The sequence below is a fragment of the Streptacidiphilus sp. ASG 303 genome (assembly GCF_020991365.1).
Lineage (GTDB): Bacteria > Actinomycetota > Actinomycetes > Streptomycetales > Streptomycetaceae > Peterkaempfera.
In genome coordinates this window covers 192,842-210,321 of sequence record NZ_JAJLRA010000004.1, presented here as the reverse complement: position 1 = coordinate 210,321, position 17,480 = coordinate 192,842, and the positions used below count along the sequence as shown (strand labels likewise).

The 17,480-nt window shown below is 77.6% G+C and carries 14 protein-coding genes and 1 pseudogene; 12 read left to right on the top strand and 3 right to left on the bottom strand.

Translation table 11 applies throughout. The features are described from left to right. The first annotated feature begins 136 nt into the window (after positions 1-136). Positions 137-1,678, top strand: coding sequence for an aminopeptidase P family protein (locus tag LO771_RS07765; RefSeq protein ID WP_230649226.1), 1,542 nt, complete (start codon positions 137-139; stop codon positions 1,676-1,678). Positions 1,679-1,736: 58 nt separating this feature from the next. Here the strand turns inward: LO771_RS07765 and LO771_RS07760 are convergent, their stop codons facing one another. Then, positions 1,737-2,525, bottom strand: coding sequence for a MerR family transcriptional regulator (locus LO771_RS07760; RefSeq protein WP_230649225.1), 789 nt, complete (start codon positions 2,523-2,525; stop codon positions 1,737-1,739). A gap of 188 nt (positions 2,526-2,713) precedes the next feature. Between LO771_RS07760 and LO771_RS07755 the strand changes: the two genes are divergently transcribed. After that, positions 2,714-3,751 (top strand): alpha/beta fold hydrolase, encoded by a 1,038-nt coding sequence (locus LO771_RS07755; protein ID WP_230649224.1) that lies wholly within the window; start codon positions 2,714-2,716, stop codon positions 3,749-3,751. Here the strand turns inward: LO771_RS07755 and LO771_RS07750 are convergent. Then, the gene (locus tag LO771_RS07750; protein WP_230649500.1) at positions 3,725-4,036 is read right to left on the bottom strand and encodes a DUF6083 domain-containing protein; all 312 of its coding nucleotides are present in this window, start codon (positions 4,034-4,036) and stop codon (positions 3,725-3,727) included. The two genes, LO771_RS07755 and LO771_RS07750, sit on opposite strands and share 27 nt — an antisense overlap. A 395-nt stretch (positions 4,037-4,431) precedes the next feature. Between LO771_RS07750 and LO771_RS07745 the strand changes: the two genes are divergently transcribed. After that, positions 4,432-5,421: an NAD-dependent epimerase/dehydratase family protein gene (locus tag LO771_RS07745; RefSeq protein WP_230649223.1), complete on the top strand. Its 990-nt coding sequence runs from the start codon at positions 4,432-4,434 to the stop codon at positions 5,419-5,421. A 536-nt stretch (positions 5,422-5,957) separates the two neighbouring features. On the opposite strand, the pseudogene LO771_RS07735 reads toward LO771_RS07745, so the two are convergent. Next, positions 5,958-6,254, bottom strand: a pseudogene (locus LO771_RS07735) (ATP-binding protein); the annotation flags it as partial. A gap of 385 nt (positions 6,255-6,639) precedes the next feature. On the opposite strand from LO771_RS07735, the gene LO771_RS07730 reads away from it, so the two are divergent. From LO771_RS07730 to LO771_RS07690, 9 genes are all read left to right on the top strand, one after another. Beyond that, positions 6,640-7,503, top strand: coding sequence for a hypothetical protein (locus LO771_RS07730; protein WP_230649222.1), 864 nt, complete (start codon positions 6,640-6,642; stop codon positions 7,501-7,503). 159 nt (positions 7,504-7,662) lie between these two features. Continuing rightward, entirely contained in the window at positions 7,663-8,418 is a 756-nt protein-coding gene (locus LO771_RS07725; RefSeq protein ID WP_230649221.1) for a YcnI family protein, read from the top strand. Between the two features lie 160 nt (positions 8,419-8,578). Next, positions 8,579-9,262, top strand: coding sequence for an SCO family protein (locus tag LO771_RS07720; RefSeq protein WP_230649220.1), 684 nt, complete (start codon positions 8,579-8,581; stop codon positions 9,260-9,262). Continuing rightward, positions 9,259-9,771 (top strand): copper chaperone PCu(A)C, encoded by a 513-nt coding sequence (locus LO771_RS07715; RefSeq protein WP_230649219.1) that lies wholly within the window; start codon positions 9,259-9,261, stop codon positions 9,769-9,771. Before LO771_RS07720 ends, LO771_RS07715 begins: the two co-directional genes overlap by 4 nt. Before the next feature lie 16 nt (positions 9,772-9,787). Beyond that, a complete protein-coding gene (locus LO771_RS07710) occupies positions 9,788-11,881 on the top strand; it encodes a FixH family protein (RefSeq protein WP_230649218.1) in 2,094 nt (697 codons plus the stop codon). Positions 11,882-12,002: 121 nt separating this feature from the next. After that, a complete protein-coding gene (gene efeB, locus LO771_RS07705) occupies positions 12,003-13,343 on the top strand; it encodes an iron uptake transporter deferrochelatase/peroxidase subunit (RefSeq protein ID WP_374228093.1) in 1,341 nt (446 codons plus the stop codon). A 166-nt stretch (positions 13,344-13,509) separates the two neighbouring features. After that, positions 13,510-14,442 (top strand): prephenate dehydratase, encoded by a 933-nt coding sequence (pheA, locus tag LO771_RS07700; protein WP_230649217.1) that lies wholly within the window; start codon positions 13,510-13,512, stop codon positions 14,440-14,442. Positions 14,443-15,138: 696 nt separating this feature from the next. Then, positions 15,139-16,416, top strand: coding sequence for a serine--tRNA ligase (gene serS, locus LO771_RS07695; protein WP_230649216.1), 1,278 nt, complete (start codon positions 15,139-15,141; stop codon positions 16,414-16,416). A gap of 38 nt (positions 16,417-16,454) precedes the next feature. Further along, positions 16,455-17,303 (top strand): HAD family hydrolase, encoded by an 849-nt coding sequence (locus LO771_RS07690; protein WP_230649496.1) that lies wholly within the window; start codon positions 16,455-16,457, stop codon positions 17,301-17,303. Positions 17,304-17,480 lie beyond the last annotated feature (177 nt).

Genomic DNA, 17,480 nt, shown 5'->3' with positions numbered 1-17,480 from the left:
CGGCGCCCGCCGCCCCGGGCACGCCCCCGGACGCCGCGCCGGGACCCCCGCCTACCATGGGGAGGACCGCCCGAGCGCACGTCCGAGACCCGGCAGTGCGCCCCGGGCGGTCCGACGACGCGAGGAGGCGACGCACGTGACCCAGGACCGCACCCCGGCGGCGGCGGAGAACCCCGAGTCGGCCGTGCCCGACGAGGGCGAGAAGCCGATCAAGGGACGCAAGAACGGCCTCTACCCGGAGGTCTCCGACGAGCTGGCCGCGCTGATGAGGAGCGGCTGGGCCGACACCGAGCTGCGCGACCTGCAGCCGCGGGAGCAGTCCCCGTACGCCGCCGAGCGGCGGGCGCGGCTCTCCGCGCGGTTCCCCGGCGAGCGGCTCGTCGTCCCCGCGGGCAACCTCAAGACCCGCTCCAACGACGACGACTACTCCTTCCGGCCCTCCAGCGAGTACGTCCACCTCACGGGCGACCAGACGCAGGACGCGGTGCTGGTGCTGGAGCCGCGGGCCGGCGGCGGCCACGACGCCACCGCCTACCTGCTGCCGCGCTCCGACCGGGAGAACGGCGAGTTCTGGCTCGACGGCCAGGGCGAGCTGTGGGTCGGCCGCCGGCACAGCCTGGCCGAGGCCGAGCGGCTGCTCGGCCTGCCCTGCCGCGACGTGCGGAAGGCCGCCGAGGAGATCGCCGCGGCGGTCGCCGCGAACCCGGTCCCCACCCGCATCGTGCGCCGCCACGACGCCGGCCTGGAGGCCGCCCTCGCGGCCGCCGAGGCCGACCGCGCCGAGCAGCGCACCGACGCCGACACCCCCACCGCCGCCGAGGAGCGCGACGAGGAGCTGCGGGTCTTCCTGAGCGAGCTGCGGTTGGTGAAGGACGACTGGGAGGTCGGGCAGCTCCAGGCCGCCTGCGACTCCACCGTCCGCGGCTTCACCGACGTGGTGCGCGAGCTGTCGCAGGCGGTCGCCACCTCGGAGCGGTGGATCGAGGGCACCTTCTGGCGGCGTGCCCGCGTCGAGGGCAACGACGTCGGCTACGGCTCCATCTGCGCGTCCGGCCCGCACGCCACCACCCTGCACTGGGTGCGCAACGACGGCCCGGTGCGGCCCGGCGACCTGCTCCTGCTGGACGCGGGCGTGGAGACGCACACCCTGTACACGGCGGACGTCACCCGCACCCTGCCGGTCGACGGCACCTTCACCCCGCTGCAGCGCCGCATCTACGACGCGGTGTACGACGCCCAGGAGGCGGGCATCGCGGCGGTCCGCCCCGGCGCCCGGTACCGGGACTTCCACGAGGCCGCGCAGCGGGTGCTCGCCGAGCGGCTGGTGGAGTGGGGCCTGCTCGACCAGGACGTCGACAAGGTGCTGGAGCTCGGCCTGCAGCGCCGCTGGACCCTGCACGGCACCGGCCACATGCTGGGCCTGGACGTGCACGACTGCGCCCACGCGCGGACGGAGACGTACGTCGACGCGGTGCTGGAGCCGGGCATGGTCCTCACCGTGGAGCCGGGCCTGTACTTCCAGGCCGACGACCTGACGGTGCCGGAGGAGTACCGCGGCATCGGCGTGCGGATCGAGGACGACATCCTGGTGACCGCCGACGGCAGCCGCAACCTGTCGGCGGGGCTGCCGCGCCGCTCCGCCGAGGTCGAGGAGTGGATGCGCGGCCTGGCCGGCTGACGCACCGCGGCCGCGGGCCCGGCACCCCCCTGGGGTGCCGGGCCCGCGGCGTCCGGGCTCAGCCCTCCCCGGCCCCGCCCTCGGCGGCCCCGCTCTCGGCGCGGTCGGCGTTGGCGTGGACCGCGTCGCGCAGCCACTGCGCCAGGCCCGGGCGGACCTGCTCGTAGGTGGCGGTGAACCGGGGGTCGGCGAGGTACATGTCCCCGATGCCCCGGTGGACCGCGTACGAGCAGTCGTAGAAGTGCCGCACGATCTGCTGCCGGTGCTCCTCGGCCAGGTCCATGGCCGGGCCGCTGCGGGGGTCGGTGCCGGCGTCCACCGCCTCGGCGAGACGGCGGTTGAGGTCGTCGCCCTCCTCCTTGATCCGGACCCAGTCCTCCTTGGTGTAGCCGGCGGTCCGCCGCTGCGACTGGCGCCACTGCTCGGTGCCGCCCCAGTTCTGCTCGGCCTCGTCCGCCCAGCCCTCGTACTCGGGCCCGAAGAGCTCGAACTTCTCCTCGGGTGTCAGGTTGATCCCCATCCTGCGTGCCTCCATGGCCCTCTCCACGGCCGCGGCCATCTCCGTCAGGCGCCCGATGCGCTCCGTGAGCATCCGGTGGTGCCGGCGCAGGTGCTCGGTCGGCGTGCGCTCCGGGTCGTCGAGGACGGCCGCGATGTCGTCGAGGGGGAACCCCAGCTCCCGGTAGAAGAGGACCTGCTGCAGCCGGTCCAGGTCCGCGTCGTCGTACCGCCGGTAGCCGGACGGGGTGCGGCCGCTGGGGCGCAGCAGGCCGACCTCGTCGTAGTGGTGCAGCGTGCGCACGGTCACCCCGGCCAGGCGTGCGACCTCTCCCACGGAGTAGTCCACGGGCTCCTCCCTCCTTCCCGGCACGAGCCTCGGGCCTCACGCGGCGTGAGGGTCAAGCCCGTTCCGCACGGTACTGCGGCGGACGGGTGAGGGGCTCGCCCACGAACGGGTGGCGGACCCGCGGGCGGCGCGCGCCGGGTGCTACTGATGGCGGGTTCGGCGTCCGACCGCGATCCGGGGAGTCCGCCATGTCCGTCGTCACCGCCCGTCCCGCCGGCCCCGGGGCCACGGGCACGAGCACCGGTGTGCGCAGCGCCGAGGAACGGGACCTGTCCTTCGGGGGCTTCCGCTACACCTGCCGGGTGGTCCGGCAGGACGACCCGGCGACGGCGCCGCTCGTCCTGCTGGGCGGCTCGGCCCAGGACCGCAGGTCCTGGGTGCGCCACGAGCGCTGGCTCACCCCGCTGTGCACGGTGGTCACCGTGGACCTGCCCGGCTACGGCACGGCGGACTTCCTGCCCGCCCGGTACGGCATCGACTTCCTCGCCGCCGCGGTGCGGCACATGCTCACCGAGCTGGGGATGGCGGAGGTCAACCTGGTCGGGGCCTGCTTCGGCGGGGCGGTGGGGCTGCGCTTCGCCCAGCACCACCCGGGGACGGTGCGGCGGATGGTGCTGGCGGGCATGACCACGGTCGAGCCGCGCGACCACTACGGCGACAGCGTGCCGCGCTGGTCCCGGATGCTCGACGAGGGCCGCGTCGACGACCTCGCCCGGGAGCTGGCGGCCTGGTTCACGGCGCCGCCCGGCACGGCGGAGGTCCGCAAGCAGGCGGCGATGGCCCGCTTCCTGTACCGGCAGTTCGTGGCGCAGAGCCCGCGGGAGCTGGCGATGTGGCTGGAGCACAACGTCCGCCTGGTGAACCACGAGTGGTACCGGCCCGAGCCGCTGCCGCCGCTGCCGGTCCTGGTGCTCACCGGGGAGCACGACATCCTCACCACGCCCCGGATGGGCCGGGAGGTGGCGGCCCGGCTGCCGGGGGCGCGGTTCACCACCGTCCGGGAGGCGGACCACCTGGTGCACCTGGAGCGGATGGAGGAGTTCACCGAGGTCATCGCCCGCTTCTGCACCGACCGGCCGGTGGACGGGCTGCCCTGGTGCACGCCCCTGGAGAGCTGGCCGACGGACGGACGCACGGCGGACGGACGCATGGCGGACGGGCGGACGGCGGACGGGGGTCGGCCGGTCGGTGCGCCCCGGTCAGCCCGCGACGGCGCCGGGGAGTGACACCGGGGGCGCGTCGCAGCCGTCGACGTGGCTGACCCGGCAGGTGCCGGAGGGGAAGGCCCGGCCGAGGCCGACGGCGGTGCCGTCGCCCGCGATCCGCCACCGGCGGCCGGGCGGGACCGCGGAGACGGGCCGCTCCCCCGGTTCGAGCAGCAGCCACCGGCCGCGCAGGGTGGGGTGCCACTCCGCGGCCGCGCCGCACCGGCGGCAGGCCGTGCGGCCGCCGGCCCGGGGTCCTCGGGGCCGCGCCGCTCGGCCCGGGCGCGCTCCAGCTCCCGCAGGCAGGCGGTCACGGCCTCGCGGAGCGGGACGGGATCGCGGTCGGGGCCGGGGCCGGGAGGGCGGTGGAGCGTCAGCACGTCCCCATGCTGGGGACCGGCCGCCGGTTCCGCCCCGCTTTCACCCGTACTGCACTCGAACGGGGTCGGTGCCCGGGACGATCCCCACCTGCGGACAGGGGCCTTTCGCGCGTCCGGCCCCGCCCCGGCGACACGCCCGTGACGGCCCTGCCCGCACCGGCCCTGCCCGTGGAAGGGTCCACGGGCGGCTGCAAGAAGGCGGGGCGGAGGGGCGCCGGGAACAACTGACCTGATGTTGCGTCAGCCATTTTCGCCGAGGGCGATTCCGCCCAGGGCGTGACGGGGTTCCGGCGCAGCCGCGGACGGGGCAGGGTGCCCGGCATGAGACTTCTGGTGCTGGGCGGTACGGAGTTCGTGGGGCGGGCCGTCGCCGAGGCCGCCGTCGCCCGCGGGTGGCACGTCGACGTGTTCAACCGGGGCCGGGGCGAGGCCCCGGCCGGGACCCGGCCCCTGCGGGGCGACCGCACCGCCCGGGACGGCCTGGCCGCGCTCACGGAGGGCACGTGGGACGCGGTGGTGGACACCTGGTCCTGGGCGCCCCGCGCGGTGCGGGACGCGGCGCGCCTGCTCGCCGACCGGGCCGGGTGCTATGCCTACGTGTCCAGCCGCTCGGTGTACACCTGGCCCGCACCCGCCGGACTGACGGAGGACGGCCCCGTCGTCGACGCCTCCCCCGACGACGACGGCCACGCCGACTACGCCCGGGCCAAGCGCGGCGGCGAGCTCGCCGCAGGGGCGGCCTTCGGCGACCGGGCGCTGCTGGTGCGGGCGGGCCTGGTCCTCGGCCCGTACGAGAACGTCGGGCGGCTGCCCTGGTGGCTGCTGCGGACCGCCCGCGGCGGCCCCGTCGTGGCGCCGGGCCCGCGCGACCTGCCACTGCAGTACATCGACGCCCGCGACCTGGCGGAGTGGACGCTGGACGCCGCCGCCCGCGGGCTCGGCGGCCCGTACAACCTGGTGAGCCCCTCCGGGCACACCACCACGGGCGGGCTGCTGGAGGCCTGCGCGGCGGCCACCGGCTCCCGGGCGGAGCTGCGCTGGACCGCGCCCGAGCGGATCCTCGCCGCCGGGGTCGAGCCCTGGCTGGAGCTGCCGGTGTGGCTGCCGCCGGGCGAGGGCCACGACGCGATGCACCGGTCCGACGTCTCCCGGGCCCTGGCCGCGGGGCTGCGGTGCCGGCCGGTGGAGGAGACGGTCGCCGACACCTGGGCGTGGCTGCGCTCCCTGCCCGGCGGGCCGCCGCAGCGGGCGGACCGGCCGGCGGTGGGCCTGCCGCCGGAGAAGGAGGCCGTGCTGCTGGGCGGCGCGTGAGGCCGGCCGGTCCGGCGGCCCGGCGGCGGGGTCGGGCGGCGGTGCGCGGGCGGCGGTCAGGAGACGGCGCGCAGCAGCGCGTTCTCCTGCCAGGTGAGCACCTTGTCGAAGCTGACGATGGTGCCCTGGCGGGGGTGGCTGCGGAGCTGCATGTGGTCGGTCAGCGCCCGGATCAGGAAGAGGCCGCGGCCGCTCTCCGCCGCCGGGTCGGGCAGCTCGGTGCCGATGTCGAGCGGCAGCGCGGGCAGCCCGTCGGACGGGGAGCCGGCCAGGGGGTCGGCCGGGCCGTCGGACAGGCCTGCGGTGAGGACGTGGGCGTCGTACGGCGCGGGCCGCTCGGTGCCGCGCAGGCGGCGGGCGGAGGCGGCCGGGCTGAGGGAGGCCATCACCGCGGCCCGGCTGATGACGGTGGTGCGCCCCCGCTTGCTCTGGCAGCGCGGCGCCGGGCGGGCCGGCGCCTTGTGGGCCGGCGCCACGGGCACGGCCAGGGGCCGGCGCTGCACGCGCGGCGCGGACGGCGCCAGCAGCGGGACGCCGGGCGGGGGCGGCGGCAGGGCGGGGCCGGCGCCCGGCGGCAGGGCCGGTCCGCAGTCCACCACCTCGATGCTCAGCCGGTCGCCGTCGATGGACGCGGTGACCTGGAAGCCCTGGTCGGGCTCGGCGACCGCGGCGTGCTCGACGGCGTTGGCGCAGGCCTCGCTGAGGGCGATCCCCATCTCGTGGGCGACCTGGGCGTCCACACCCGCGGTCTCCATCGTGCCCAGCAGGATGCGGCGGGCCAGCGGGACGCTGGCAGGCTCGCGTTTGAGGTGCAGCGTCCACCAGATGTCCACGACGGGTTCCTCCTGGCCCTGGCCGCGGGTCCACATACAGCTAGGTATTGCCGACGCTCCGTGCCGCCAATCTCCTCCGGCGGCCTGGACCGCCCGTTCGGAGGAAGCAGCGCGCGGGCGAGCACGGGCGGGGGTATGCGGCCGGGGAGGCGGCGGGGCGGACGGCGCGGCTCCCGGCGGCCCCCGGACGCGGCTCCCGGCGGCCCCCGGACGCGGCTCCCGGCGGGTCCCGCGGGCGGGGCCCGGCGGGTCCCGCGGGCGGGGCCCGGCGGGTCCCGCGGGCGGGGCCCGGCGGGTCCCGCGGGCGGGGCCCGGAGTGGGGTTCCCCACCCCCGGACCACCCCCGGACCGGCCGGGGGGCGGCCGGTGGGATGATGGCGGGACCATGTCCGTCCAGCGCGCAGCCGTCCCGTACCGGGCCGCCGCGGCACCGCAGCAGCCGGTGCCCGCCGCCGCCTGGGACCTGCGCGTGCTCCGGGCCGTCCCCTTCGCGGCCGTCTGCACCCTGGCGGCCGCCGCCGGGCACGCCGCCGCCTCCGGCGGTCCGGTGCCCGCGGGGACGCTCGCGGCGGGCTTCGCCGCGGTGTGCGTCCTGGCCGCCCTGCTCGGCGGCCGGGAGCGGTCGCTGACGGCGATAGCCGGCGGCCTGGTCACCGGGCAGCTGGCGCTCCACCTGCTCTTCCACTCGGCCCGGGGCATGGCCGGGTCCGCCGCCCGCGCGGGCATGGCCGGCATGGGCGGCGGCACGGGCGGCCGGTCCGGGGCGGCCGCGGTGGCGGAGCGGCTGCTCTGCCACGAGGGCCTCGCGCACGGCGCACCGCTGCTCCCGCCGGGCACGACCCCGGAGCAGCTGCTGACCCGGGCGGGCCTGGACCCGTCCGCGTACGCCGCGCCGTCCGTCCCCTGGTGGCACGCCGGGGTCCTGGGCCTCTCCCCGCTGATGCTGGCCGGCCACCTCGCGGCCGCGCTGGCGGCCGGCTGGTGGCTGCGGCGCGGCGAGGCCGCGCTGTGGCGGCTGGTGCGGCTGGCGGGCTCCGCGGTGCAGGACGCGGTACGGGAGTGCGCGGCGCCGCTGCGCGCCGTCCTCGCGGTGGCCGGGGCCCTGCTGCGCGGCCTGACCGGGGCGTCCCCGGTCCGTCCGCTGCGCCCGTACGGGCCGGAGCGGGGCGGATGGCGGCTGCCGGGGGCGGCTCCGCTGCGGCACTCCGTGGTCCGGCGCGGCCCGCCGGCGGCGGTGCACGCGATCTGACCGGCTCCCCGGGCGGCGCCGCGCTGCGGCGCGTCCCGGTGCGGGAGGAACCGTCCGGTCGGTCGCGCCGTGCGTATGCCGAACCAGACCACTCCCGGCACGCCCCCGGGGCCGCCCGTCGCGGCCCGCGCGTGCCCATCCGCCGGACGGAGATCCGACATGAACCGCAGGACCGCCCTCGCCCGCCGCTCCGCGACCGTCGTCGCGGCCGCAGCCACCGCCGTGCTGGCCGCGGCCGGCGCGGCCTCCGCGCACGTGAGCGTGAACCCGGACGAGGCCGTGCAGGGCAGCTACACCAAGGTCGCCTTCCGGGTGCCCAACGAGCGGGACGACTCCTCGACCACCAGGGTCGAGGTCGACCTGCCGAAGGACCACCCGGTGGCGTCCGTGTCCGTCCGGCCGCTGCCCGGCTGGACCGCGGCCGTGGAGAAGAGCACGCTGGACAAGCCGCTGACCTCGGACGACGGCCAGATCACCGAGGCCGTCACGAAGATCACCTGGACCGCCGACAAGGGCGCGAGGATCGGCCCGGGGCAGTTCCAGGAGTTCGACGTGTCGCTCGGCCCGCTGCCGGCCGACACCGCGTCGATGGTCTTCAAGGCCCTGCAGACCTACGCCGACGGCCAGGTCGTCCGCTGGATCGACGTGGCGGAGGAGGGCAAGCCCGAGCCCGAGCACCCGGCGCCGACGCTGGCCCTCACCAAGGCCGCCGCGGTCGGCGGCGACCACCACGGCGCGGCCCCGGCGGCGGGCGCGGCCGGCGGCGACCACGCGGACGGGGTCGAGGCGGCCCCGGCGGCCTCCGGCGACGACTCCACCGCCCGCGCCCTGGGCGTGGCGGGGATCGTGGTCGGCGTGGTCGGCGCCGGACTCGGCGTCCTCGGCCTGCGCCGCCGGTCCGGCTCCGCCTCCTGACGGCGGCGGTGCGGGCGGGCGGCCGCCCGGCGCGTCCGCCCCGCCCGCACCGTCCCACCCGTACCGCCCCCACCCCCCGTGCACGGCCCGGGGCCGCGAGGCCCCGGGCACCGCACCGCACCGCACCGCACCGCACCGCACCGATGATCGGACCCCACGCATGAACCGCACCCCCCGGCAGGGCCGGAGCCGGCGCCCCGCCGCCGCGGCCGTCCTCGCCCTCACCGCCGCCCTCGCCCTCGGCGCCTGCGGCGGCCCCTCCTCCGGCAGCACGGCGCAGGAGGTCACCGCCTCCCGGGAGCCGAACGGCTCCCCCTACCTCGGCACCGCCCTCAGCAGGCCCTTCACCAAGCCGGACCTCGTCCTCGACGACACCTCCGGCAAGCCCTTCCCCCTGCGCGAGCGGACCGCCGGCAAGCCGGTGCTGCTCTTCTTCGGCTACACCAGCTGCCCCGACGTCTGCCCCACCACCATGGGCGACATCGCCGTCGCCATGAAGAAGCTGCCCCCCGCCCAGCGGGACAGGGTGGAGGTCGTCTTCGTCTCCACCGACCCCCAGCGGGACACCCCGAAGACGCTCCGCACCTGGCTGGACTCCTTCGACACCCGGTTCGTCGGCCTCACCGGCGACCTGGGGAAGGTGAAGGCAGCCGCCAGGACGCTCGGCATCCTGGTCGAGGACCCGGTCGTCAACAAGGACGGCAGCGTCACCTCCAGCCACGGCGCCCAGGTGCTCGCCTTCCTGCCCTCGGACGACAAGGCGCACGTCCTCTACCTCAGCCAGAGCTCGGTGGACGTCTTCGCCCACGACCTGCCGCTGCTCGCCAAGGGGGTCACGCCGTGACCCGGCGTCCGCGCCGCGCCGTACCGGCGGCCGCCGCCCTGGCCGCGGCCGCGGCGGTCCTCGCGGGCTGCGGGCCGGCGGACGGCGGCGGGCGGGCGGCGGCCCGGATGGACGGCGGCCCGGCCCGGATCAGCGTCACGGGCGCCTACATCCCGCTGCCGCCCTCCCCGTCGGTGGCCGCCGGCTACCTCGTCCTGCACAACGCCGGCGGCACCGCCGACCGGCTGCTCGGCGTCACCAGCCCGGCCGCCCGCTCGGTCACGATGCACCGGTCGACGGCCGGCTCGATGCTGCCGCTGGACGGCCTGGACGTGCCCGCGCACGGCACCGCCGCGCTCTCCCGCGGCGGCGACCACCTGATGATCACCGGTCTCGACCGCCGCCCCGCGCTCGGCGACCGCGTGGAACTCGACCTCATTTTCGCCCGCACCGGGACCGTGTCGGTGCAGGTGCCCGTCGAACCCCTCACGTACCGGCCGCCCGGCGCCGCAGCCGGCGCGGGCGGCTGACCGGAGGACCGGACCGATGAACTCCCCCCAGGACCACCGGGCGCACCCCGCCGCCGGGCCGCCGCGGCGCGGACGGCACCGGGCCGCCGCCCTGCTGACCGTGCTGGGCACGGTGCTCGCCCTGCTGCTCGGCGGTGCGGGCCCCGCGTCCGCGCACGCCGCGCTGGTCTCCACCGACCCCCCGCAGGACGCGGTGGTCGCCACCGCTCCCTCCCGGGTCGTGCTCACGTTCAGCGAGGGCGTCACCCTCGCCGCCGACGCGGTGCAGGTCTTCGACCCGTCCGGGCGGCGGGTCGACCGGGGTCCGGCGGCGCACGACGGCGGCCGGACCGCCACCGCCGCCGTCGGCCTGGGGAGCGGCCTGCCGCAGGGCACCTACACGGTCTCCTGGCGGGCGGTCTCGGACGACTCCCACCCGGTCTCCGGCGCCTTCACCTTCTCCGTGGGGAAGCGGACGCAGAGCGCGGTGCCCTCCGAGGTCGCCCGCCGCGACGGCGGGAGCACCGCGGTCGGCGTCCTCTACGGCACCGCCCGCGCGGCGGCGTTCGGCGCGTTCGCCCTGCTGGTGGGTGCGGCCGCGTTCGTGCTGCTGTGCTGGCCGCGGGGGGCGGCCACCCGGCAGGTGCAGCGGCTGCTGATGGCCGGCTGGGGCGGCCTGCTGGTCTCCACCGTGGCGGTGCTGCTGCTGCGGGGCCCGTACGAGCGGGGCAGCGGGCTCGGCGACGCCCTCGACCTCTCCCTGGTGCGGGCCACCCTGGACGAGCGGCTCGGGACCGCGCTCGCGGCGCGGCTGCTGCTGCTCGCGGCGGCCGGCGTCTTCCTGTCACTGCTGGTGGGGCAGCTGGGGCAGGAGCCCGCGGCGGCGTCCGGCAGGAGGCCGGACGCCGGGGACACCGGGGACGACGAGGACGCCGGGGACGCCGGGGAGCCGGACGACCCCGAGGCCGCCGAGCTGCGGCGGCTGGAGGAGCGGGCCGCCGCACGGCCCGAGCGCGAGGCCCGGATCGGCCTGGCCGGCGCCGGACTGCTGCTCGCCGCCGCCCTCGCCGCCACCTGGGCCGCCGCCGACCACGCCTCGGTCGGCCTGCAGGCGGGCCTGGCGCTGCCGCTGGACGTGCTGCACCTGCTGGCCATGGCCGTGTGGCTGGGCGGTCTCGCCGCCCTCCTGACGGGCCTGCGGATCCCCCGGGAGCGGGGCGGCGCCGGACCGGCCGCGGCGGAGGCGTTCTCCCGGACCGCGTTCGTCTGCGTCGCGGTGCTCGTCGCCACCGGCGTGTACCAGTCGTGGCGCGGCCTGGGCACCTGGGGCGCCTTCACCTCGACGGACTACGGGCGGCTGCTGCTGGTCAAGATCGGCCTGGTGGCGGTGCTGCTGGGCGCCGCCTGGTCCTCGCGGGCCTGGACGGCGCGGCTGCGCACGGCGGCGCCCGGGGCGGCGGACGCCGCCGGGGCCGGGGAGGCGGCGGTACCCGCCGGAGCCGCCGGACGGCGGGACGCCGCAGAGCCGGCCGGCGGCGAGGACGTCCCGGACCCCGTGCGGCGGGCGCAGCTGGACCGGCAGCGCGCCGCCCGCGCGGCGGCGGCCGAACGCCGGACCAGGTCGGAGTCGCTGGCCCGGGAGCGGGCGGCCGGGGGCGGCCGCTCCGGGCTGCGCCGGTCGGTCCTGGCGGAGGTCGCGGTCGCGGCCGCCGTCCTGGCCGTCACCACGCTGCTCACGAACTCCCCGCCCGGCCGCACCGCCGCCGCGGCCGCCCCGGCCGCCGCGCGGCCGGTGAGCCTCACCGTCCCGTACGACACCGGCGGCGACGGCCCCGGGGCGAAGGGCACCGCCGCCGTCACCCTGGACCCGGGGCGCACCGGGGGCAACGCGGTGCACGTGACGCTCTCGGACCCCGCCGGTCGCCCGGTGGACGTGCCGGAGGTCCGGGCCGCCCTCACCCTGCCCGCGAGGAACCTCGGGCCGCTCCGGCCGGTGCTGGAGAAGGTCGACGCGGGCCACTGGACGGCGCAGGTGCAGCTGCCGGTGGCGGGCGACTGGAGGCTCACGCTGACGGTGCGGTCCTCGGACATCGACGAGGTCGAGGAGACCGCGCAGGTGCACGTCGGATGAGGCGGACCGGGGCGCGGGCGCGGGGAGCGGACGCCGCGGGAACGGGAACAGGAACGGAAGCAGTGGTGGGAGCAGTGGCGGTGGCGGCGGGCACGGAGGCGTCCGGCGGGGGTGCGGCGCGGTGAGCGGGCGGCAGGACGCGGGGACGGACCGGCCCGGTCCGGGCACGGCGGCGGACCGGCCCGGAACCGCCAGGGCCGACGGGGCCGCCGGGGCCGGTGCCGGCCGGGCCCGCACGCTCGGCCGGCGCCGGCTGCTCGGCGCGGCCGGGGCCGCCGGGCTGGCGGTGGGGGCGGCCGGCGGGGTCCTCGGCCGCGCGGCGGCGGAGGAGGGCCCGGCCGGCGCCGGCCCCGGCGCCGCCGCAGCGCCGGGTGCGGCCCGGGTGCCGTTCCACGGCGTCCACCAGGCGGGCATCCTGCAGGTCCAGCAGGCACGGGTGCACCTGGCCGCCTTCGACCTCGCCGACGGGGCGGGCCGGACGCAGGCGGCGGCGCTGATGCGGCGCTGGTCGGAGTCGGCGGCGCGGATGGCGGAGGGCCGGCCGGCGGCGGAGCACGAGAACCAGGTCGCCCTGGACGCGGGCCCGTGCGCGCTCACGGTGACCTTCGGCTTCGGCGCCTCCTTCTTCGACCGCGTCGGACTGGCCCGGGCCCGCCCGGCCGCGCTGGACCCGCTGCCGCCCTTCCCCGGCGACGCCCTCGACCGGTCCCGGGGCGGCGGCGACCTGTGGGTGCAGATCGGCGCCGACGACGCCCTGGTCGCCTTCCACGCACTGCGCATGCTCCAGCAGCAGGCGGCGGGCACGGCCCGGGTCCGCTGGCAGATGTCCGGCTTCAGCCGCTCCCCGGGCGCCACGGCCCGGCCGATGACCACCCGCAACCTCATGGGCCAGGTGGACGGCACCAACAACCCGAGGCCGTCGGACCCCGGCTTCGAGGAGAAGGTCTTCGTGCCGCGGCGGGGCGGCGGTCCGGCCTGGATGGCGGGCGGCACCTACGCGGTGTTCCGCCGGATCCGGATGCTGCTGGACAACTGGGAGAACCTCCCCGTGGACCGCCAGGAGCGGGTGGTCGGGCGGCGGAAGTCCGACGGCGCCCCGCTCTCCGGCGGCACGGAGACCACACCTGTCGACCTCGGGCGGCAGAACCCGGACGGCACCCTGGCGGTCCCGGCGGACGCCCACGTCCGGGTGGCGGCGCCGTCGGCCAACGGCGGGGCGGCGATGCTGCGCCGCGGGTTCTCGTACCACGACGGCTTCCTGCCGGACGGCTCCCCGGACGCCGGACTGCTCTTCGTCGCCTTCCAGTCCGACCCGCTGACCGGGTTCGTGCCGGTGCAGCGGAAGCTGGCGCGGGCCGACAGCCTCTCCCGGTTCCTGCGGCACGAGGCGAGCGGGCTGTACGCGGTGCCGGGCGGGGCGGCGCCGGGCGGGTACGTGGGGCAGGCGCTGCTGGAGCCCTGAGGCCGGACCGGCGCGGCCCCCGGGGGCGGGCCGGGGGCCGGTCCCGGGGCGGCGCGGCCCGGTCCCAGGGGCCGGAACGGTCCGCGGCCGGGCGGCCGGACTGGTTATCGTGGCAGCCCGGGCTCCCACGGGCGGGCACCCGGGAAGCACGGCGCACGGAGGCGGAATGTCGGCCACTCGCTACACCTACCTGGGGCCCGAGGGCACCTTCACCGAGGCCGCGCTGCGCTCGCTCCCCGAGGCGGCGACCCGCGAGCTGGTGCCGATGGTCTCGGTGCCGGCCGTGCTCGACGCGGTGCGGCGCGGACAGGCCGCCGGCGCGCTGGTCGCGATCGAGAACTCGGTCGAGGGCGGGGTGACCGCCACGGTGGACGAGCTGGCCACCGGCGCCCCGCTGATGATCTACCGCGAGGTGCTGATGCCGATCGCCTTCGCGCTGCTGGTGCGGCCCGGCACGCGGCTGGCGGACGTGAAGACGGTGACCGGCCACCCGGTGGCGCAGCCGCAGGTGCGGCGGTGGCTGGAGGCCGAACTGCCGGACGCGCACTGGGAGTCGGCGGCGTCCAACGCGGACGGGGCGCGGCAGGTGCAGGAGGGCCGGTTCGACGGGGCGTTCGCGGGCGAGTTCGCGGCGCGGCTGTACGGGCTGGAGCCGCTGGCCACCGACATCCACGGCGGGCGGTCGGCGACGACCCGGTTCGTGCTGGTGGGACGGCCGGGGCGGACGTCCTCGCCGACGGGGGCGGACAAGACCTCGGCGGTGGTGTGGCTGGGCGACGACCACCCGGGTGCGCTGCTGGAGCTGCTGCAGGAGTTCGCGGCGCGCGGGGTGAACCTGATGCGGATCGAGTCGCGGCCGACCGGCGAGGGCATGGGGAAGTACTGCTTCTCCCTGGACTTCGAGGGCCACGTCACGGACCGGCGGGTGGGCGAGGCGCTCATGGGGCTGCACCGGATCTGCCCCCGGGTGCGCTTCCTGGGCTCGTACCCGCGGGCGGACGAGGTGCGGCCGACGGTGCGGCCCGGCACCTCGGACGAGGACTTCGCGGACGCCGCGGACTGGCTGGCGCGGTGCCTGGACGGGCGCGGCGAGCGGTAGCCGCGGGGATCCCGGGCGGGCGGCGGGCGCGTCCGCCGGGGGCCCGGAGCGGGCTCCCGGCGGACGCGCCCGGGGCCCGACGGAGGGGTGGGGAGGCGTCCCCGGACGCCCCGGGACGAGTCCTCCTGAACACCGAGGACCGTTGCGGATCGCCGCAGACCGGCACCGATCGGGATCGATCGGTGTCAATCAGTCGACTTTTCCACCGCGCGGGGGACCGCTCTTTCGGCTCCGTCCCGGCACAAGGACGGGATTCCACAGGCCGAGAGTTATCCACAGCCCTGGGGACGAATCGACAAAGCGTCGCTTACGGCCGTTCGGCCCCCAGTCGGACATGTCGGAATCCCGCCACGGCAGCGCCGGCACTTCACACGATCGGGCGATCGATCCTTCGCCCATGAGGTGCTTTGCACCTTTCTGCGACACGCCCGGCCGCAGCGCCCGGGGGCCCCGCCCCGCCCGGCACGACCTGTGGAGAAACGCTCCGGACGGGGGACACCGCGCGAGTTGTCCACAGGGAATCCCAGGTTATCCCCAGCGCACCCGGATGAAGAAAACAGGGCCGAAAGCGACAAAGGATCTCCCCGGGGTCACCGGAACGGTCGCATCCGTACACGGGGGCACCCGCACTCCCCGCGGCCGCCGCGTCGAAAAGGCGGACGCCCGGCGGCCCGCGGCCCCGGTAGGCTTGCGCGTGTGATTGACCTTCGCCTGCTCCGTGAGGACCCCGACCGAGTGCGCGCCTCGCAGCGCGCCCGTGGCGAGGACGTCGGCCTCGTCGACGCCCTCCTCGCCGCCGACGAGCGGCGCAGGTCCTCCGGCAGCCGCTTCGACGAGCTGCGCAGCGAGCAGAAGAGCATCGGCAACCTGATCCGCAAGGCCCAGGGCGAGGAGAAGGCCGAGCTGCTGAGGCGCGCCTCCGCGCTGGCCGCCGAGGTCAAGGCCGCCGACGCCGAGCAGGGCGAGGCCCGCGAGGAGGCCGAGCGCCTGCTGGGCTCGCTCGCCAACCTCATCGACCCCGGCGCACCGGTCGGCGGCGAGGAGGACTTCGTCACCCTGGAGGAGATCGGCACCCCGCGCGACTTCGCCGCCGAGGGCTTCGAGGCGCGCGACCACGTGGAGCTGGGCCGGATCCTCGGCGCCATCGACACCGAGCGGGCCGCCAAGGTCTCCGGCTCGCGCTTCTACTACCTGACCGGCGTCGGCGCCCTGCTGGAGCTGGCCCTGGTGAACATGGCGATCGCCCAGGCCGTGGAGGCGGGCTTCACCCCCATGCTCACCCCCGCCCTGGTCAAGCCGCGCGCCATGGAGGGCACCGGCTTCCTCGGCCAGGCCGCCGAGAACGTCTTCCGCCTGGAGCAGGACGACTTCTACCTGGTCGGCACGTCCGAGGTGCCGCTGGCCGGGTACCACATGGACGAGATCATCGACGCGGACCGGCTGCCGCTGCGGTACGCGGGCTTCTCGCCGTGCTTCCGCCGCGAGGCCGGCACCTACGGCAAGGACACCCGCGGCATCATCCGGGTCCACCAGTTCGACAAGGTGGAGATGTTCGTCTACACCACGCCGGAGGAGGCGGAGGCCGAGCACCGCCGCCTGCTGCAGTGGGAGAAGGACTTCCTCAACGCGCTGGAGGTCCCGTACCGGGTGATCGACGTCGCCTCCGGCGACCTGGGCGCCTCGGCGGCCCGCAAGTTCGACATCGAGGCGTGGGTCCCCACCCAGGGCAAGTACCGCGAGGTCACCTCGACCTCCAACACCACCGAGTACCAGTCGCGCCGCCTCTCCATCCGGATGCGCGGCGAGGGCGGCGTCCGCCCGCTGGCGACGCTCAACGGCACCCTGGTCGCGGTCCCGCGCACCATCGTGGCGATCCTGGAGAACCACCAGCAGGCCGACGGCTCGGTGGTGGTCCCCAAGGCGCTGCGGCCGTTCCTGGGAGGCCGCGAGGTGCTGGAGCCGGTCGCCCGGTGACGTCCGCCCCCGACGGAACCCTGCACGGCGAGCCCGCCGTGCCCGGCGCGCGGGAGGACTCCGCCCCCGCGCGGGAGGCGGCGGCGCCCGCCTACGGGCTGGTCGCCACCGACCTCGACGGGGCGCTGCTGAGGAGCGACGGGACGGTCTCCGGGCGCACCGCCGCCGCACTGGCGGCGGCGGCCGCCGCCGGCGCGGTGCACGTGGTGGTCACCGGCCGCCCGGCCCCGCTGGCCCGGCCGGTCCTGGACGCCGTCGGCCACACCGGGCTCGCGGTGTGCGGGCAGGGCGCGCAGGTGTACGACGCCGGCGCGCACCGCCTGCTCACCTCGGTCACCCTGGACCGGCGGCTGGCGCCGGCCGCCCTGGCCGAGCTCGAGGCCGAGGTCGGCCCGCTGGCCGTGGCCGCCCACCAGGACGGCCCGGACGGCGTGGTGCTGGCCGGCCCCGGCTACGGGATGCGCGTCGCCGGCCTGCCGACGACCCGGCTGGACGGGCGCGACGGCCTGTGGGACGCCCCGCTCGGCAGGCTGTGCGTCCAGCACCCCCGCATGGACGACGACGCCCTGGCGGAGGCGGCCCGCTCGGTCGTCGGCGGCCTGGTGGGCGTGGCGACGGCGGGCGAGGGCGTCGTGGAGCTGCTGCCGCTCGGCCTCACCAGGGCGACCGGCCTGTCCATCGCCGCCCGCCGCCTGGGCCGCACCGCCGCCGGGACGATCGCCTTCGGCGGCACGCCCGCCGACGTGCCGGTGCTCCGCTGGGCCGCCCGCGGCGTGGCGGTGGCGGGGGCGCACCCGGAGCTGCGTGCGGCCGCCGACGAGGTCACCGCCTCCCACGACGAGGACGGCGTGGCGCTGGTCCTGGAGCGGCTCTTCCCCGCCGGGTGACCCGGCGGCCGTGCGGCCGCCGCGCCGCACGGGGGCCGCGCGCACCGTCCGGCAGGGCCCCGCCGTCCCCCGCGGTCCCGGGTCCCCTCCCACGGGCCCGCGGCTGCCCGAAGCCCGGGCCGACCGAGGCGCGGGCCGGCTGAGGCCCGGGGTGGCGGAAGGCCCAGGTCGGCGATG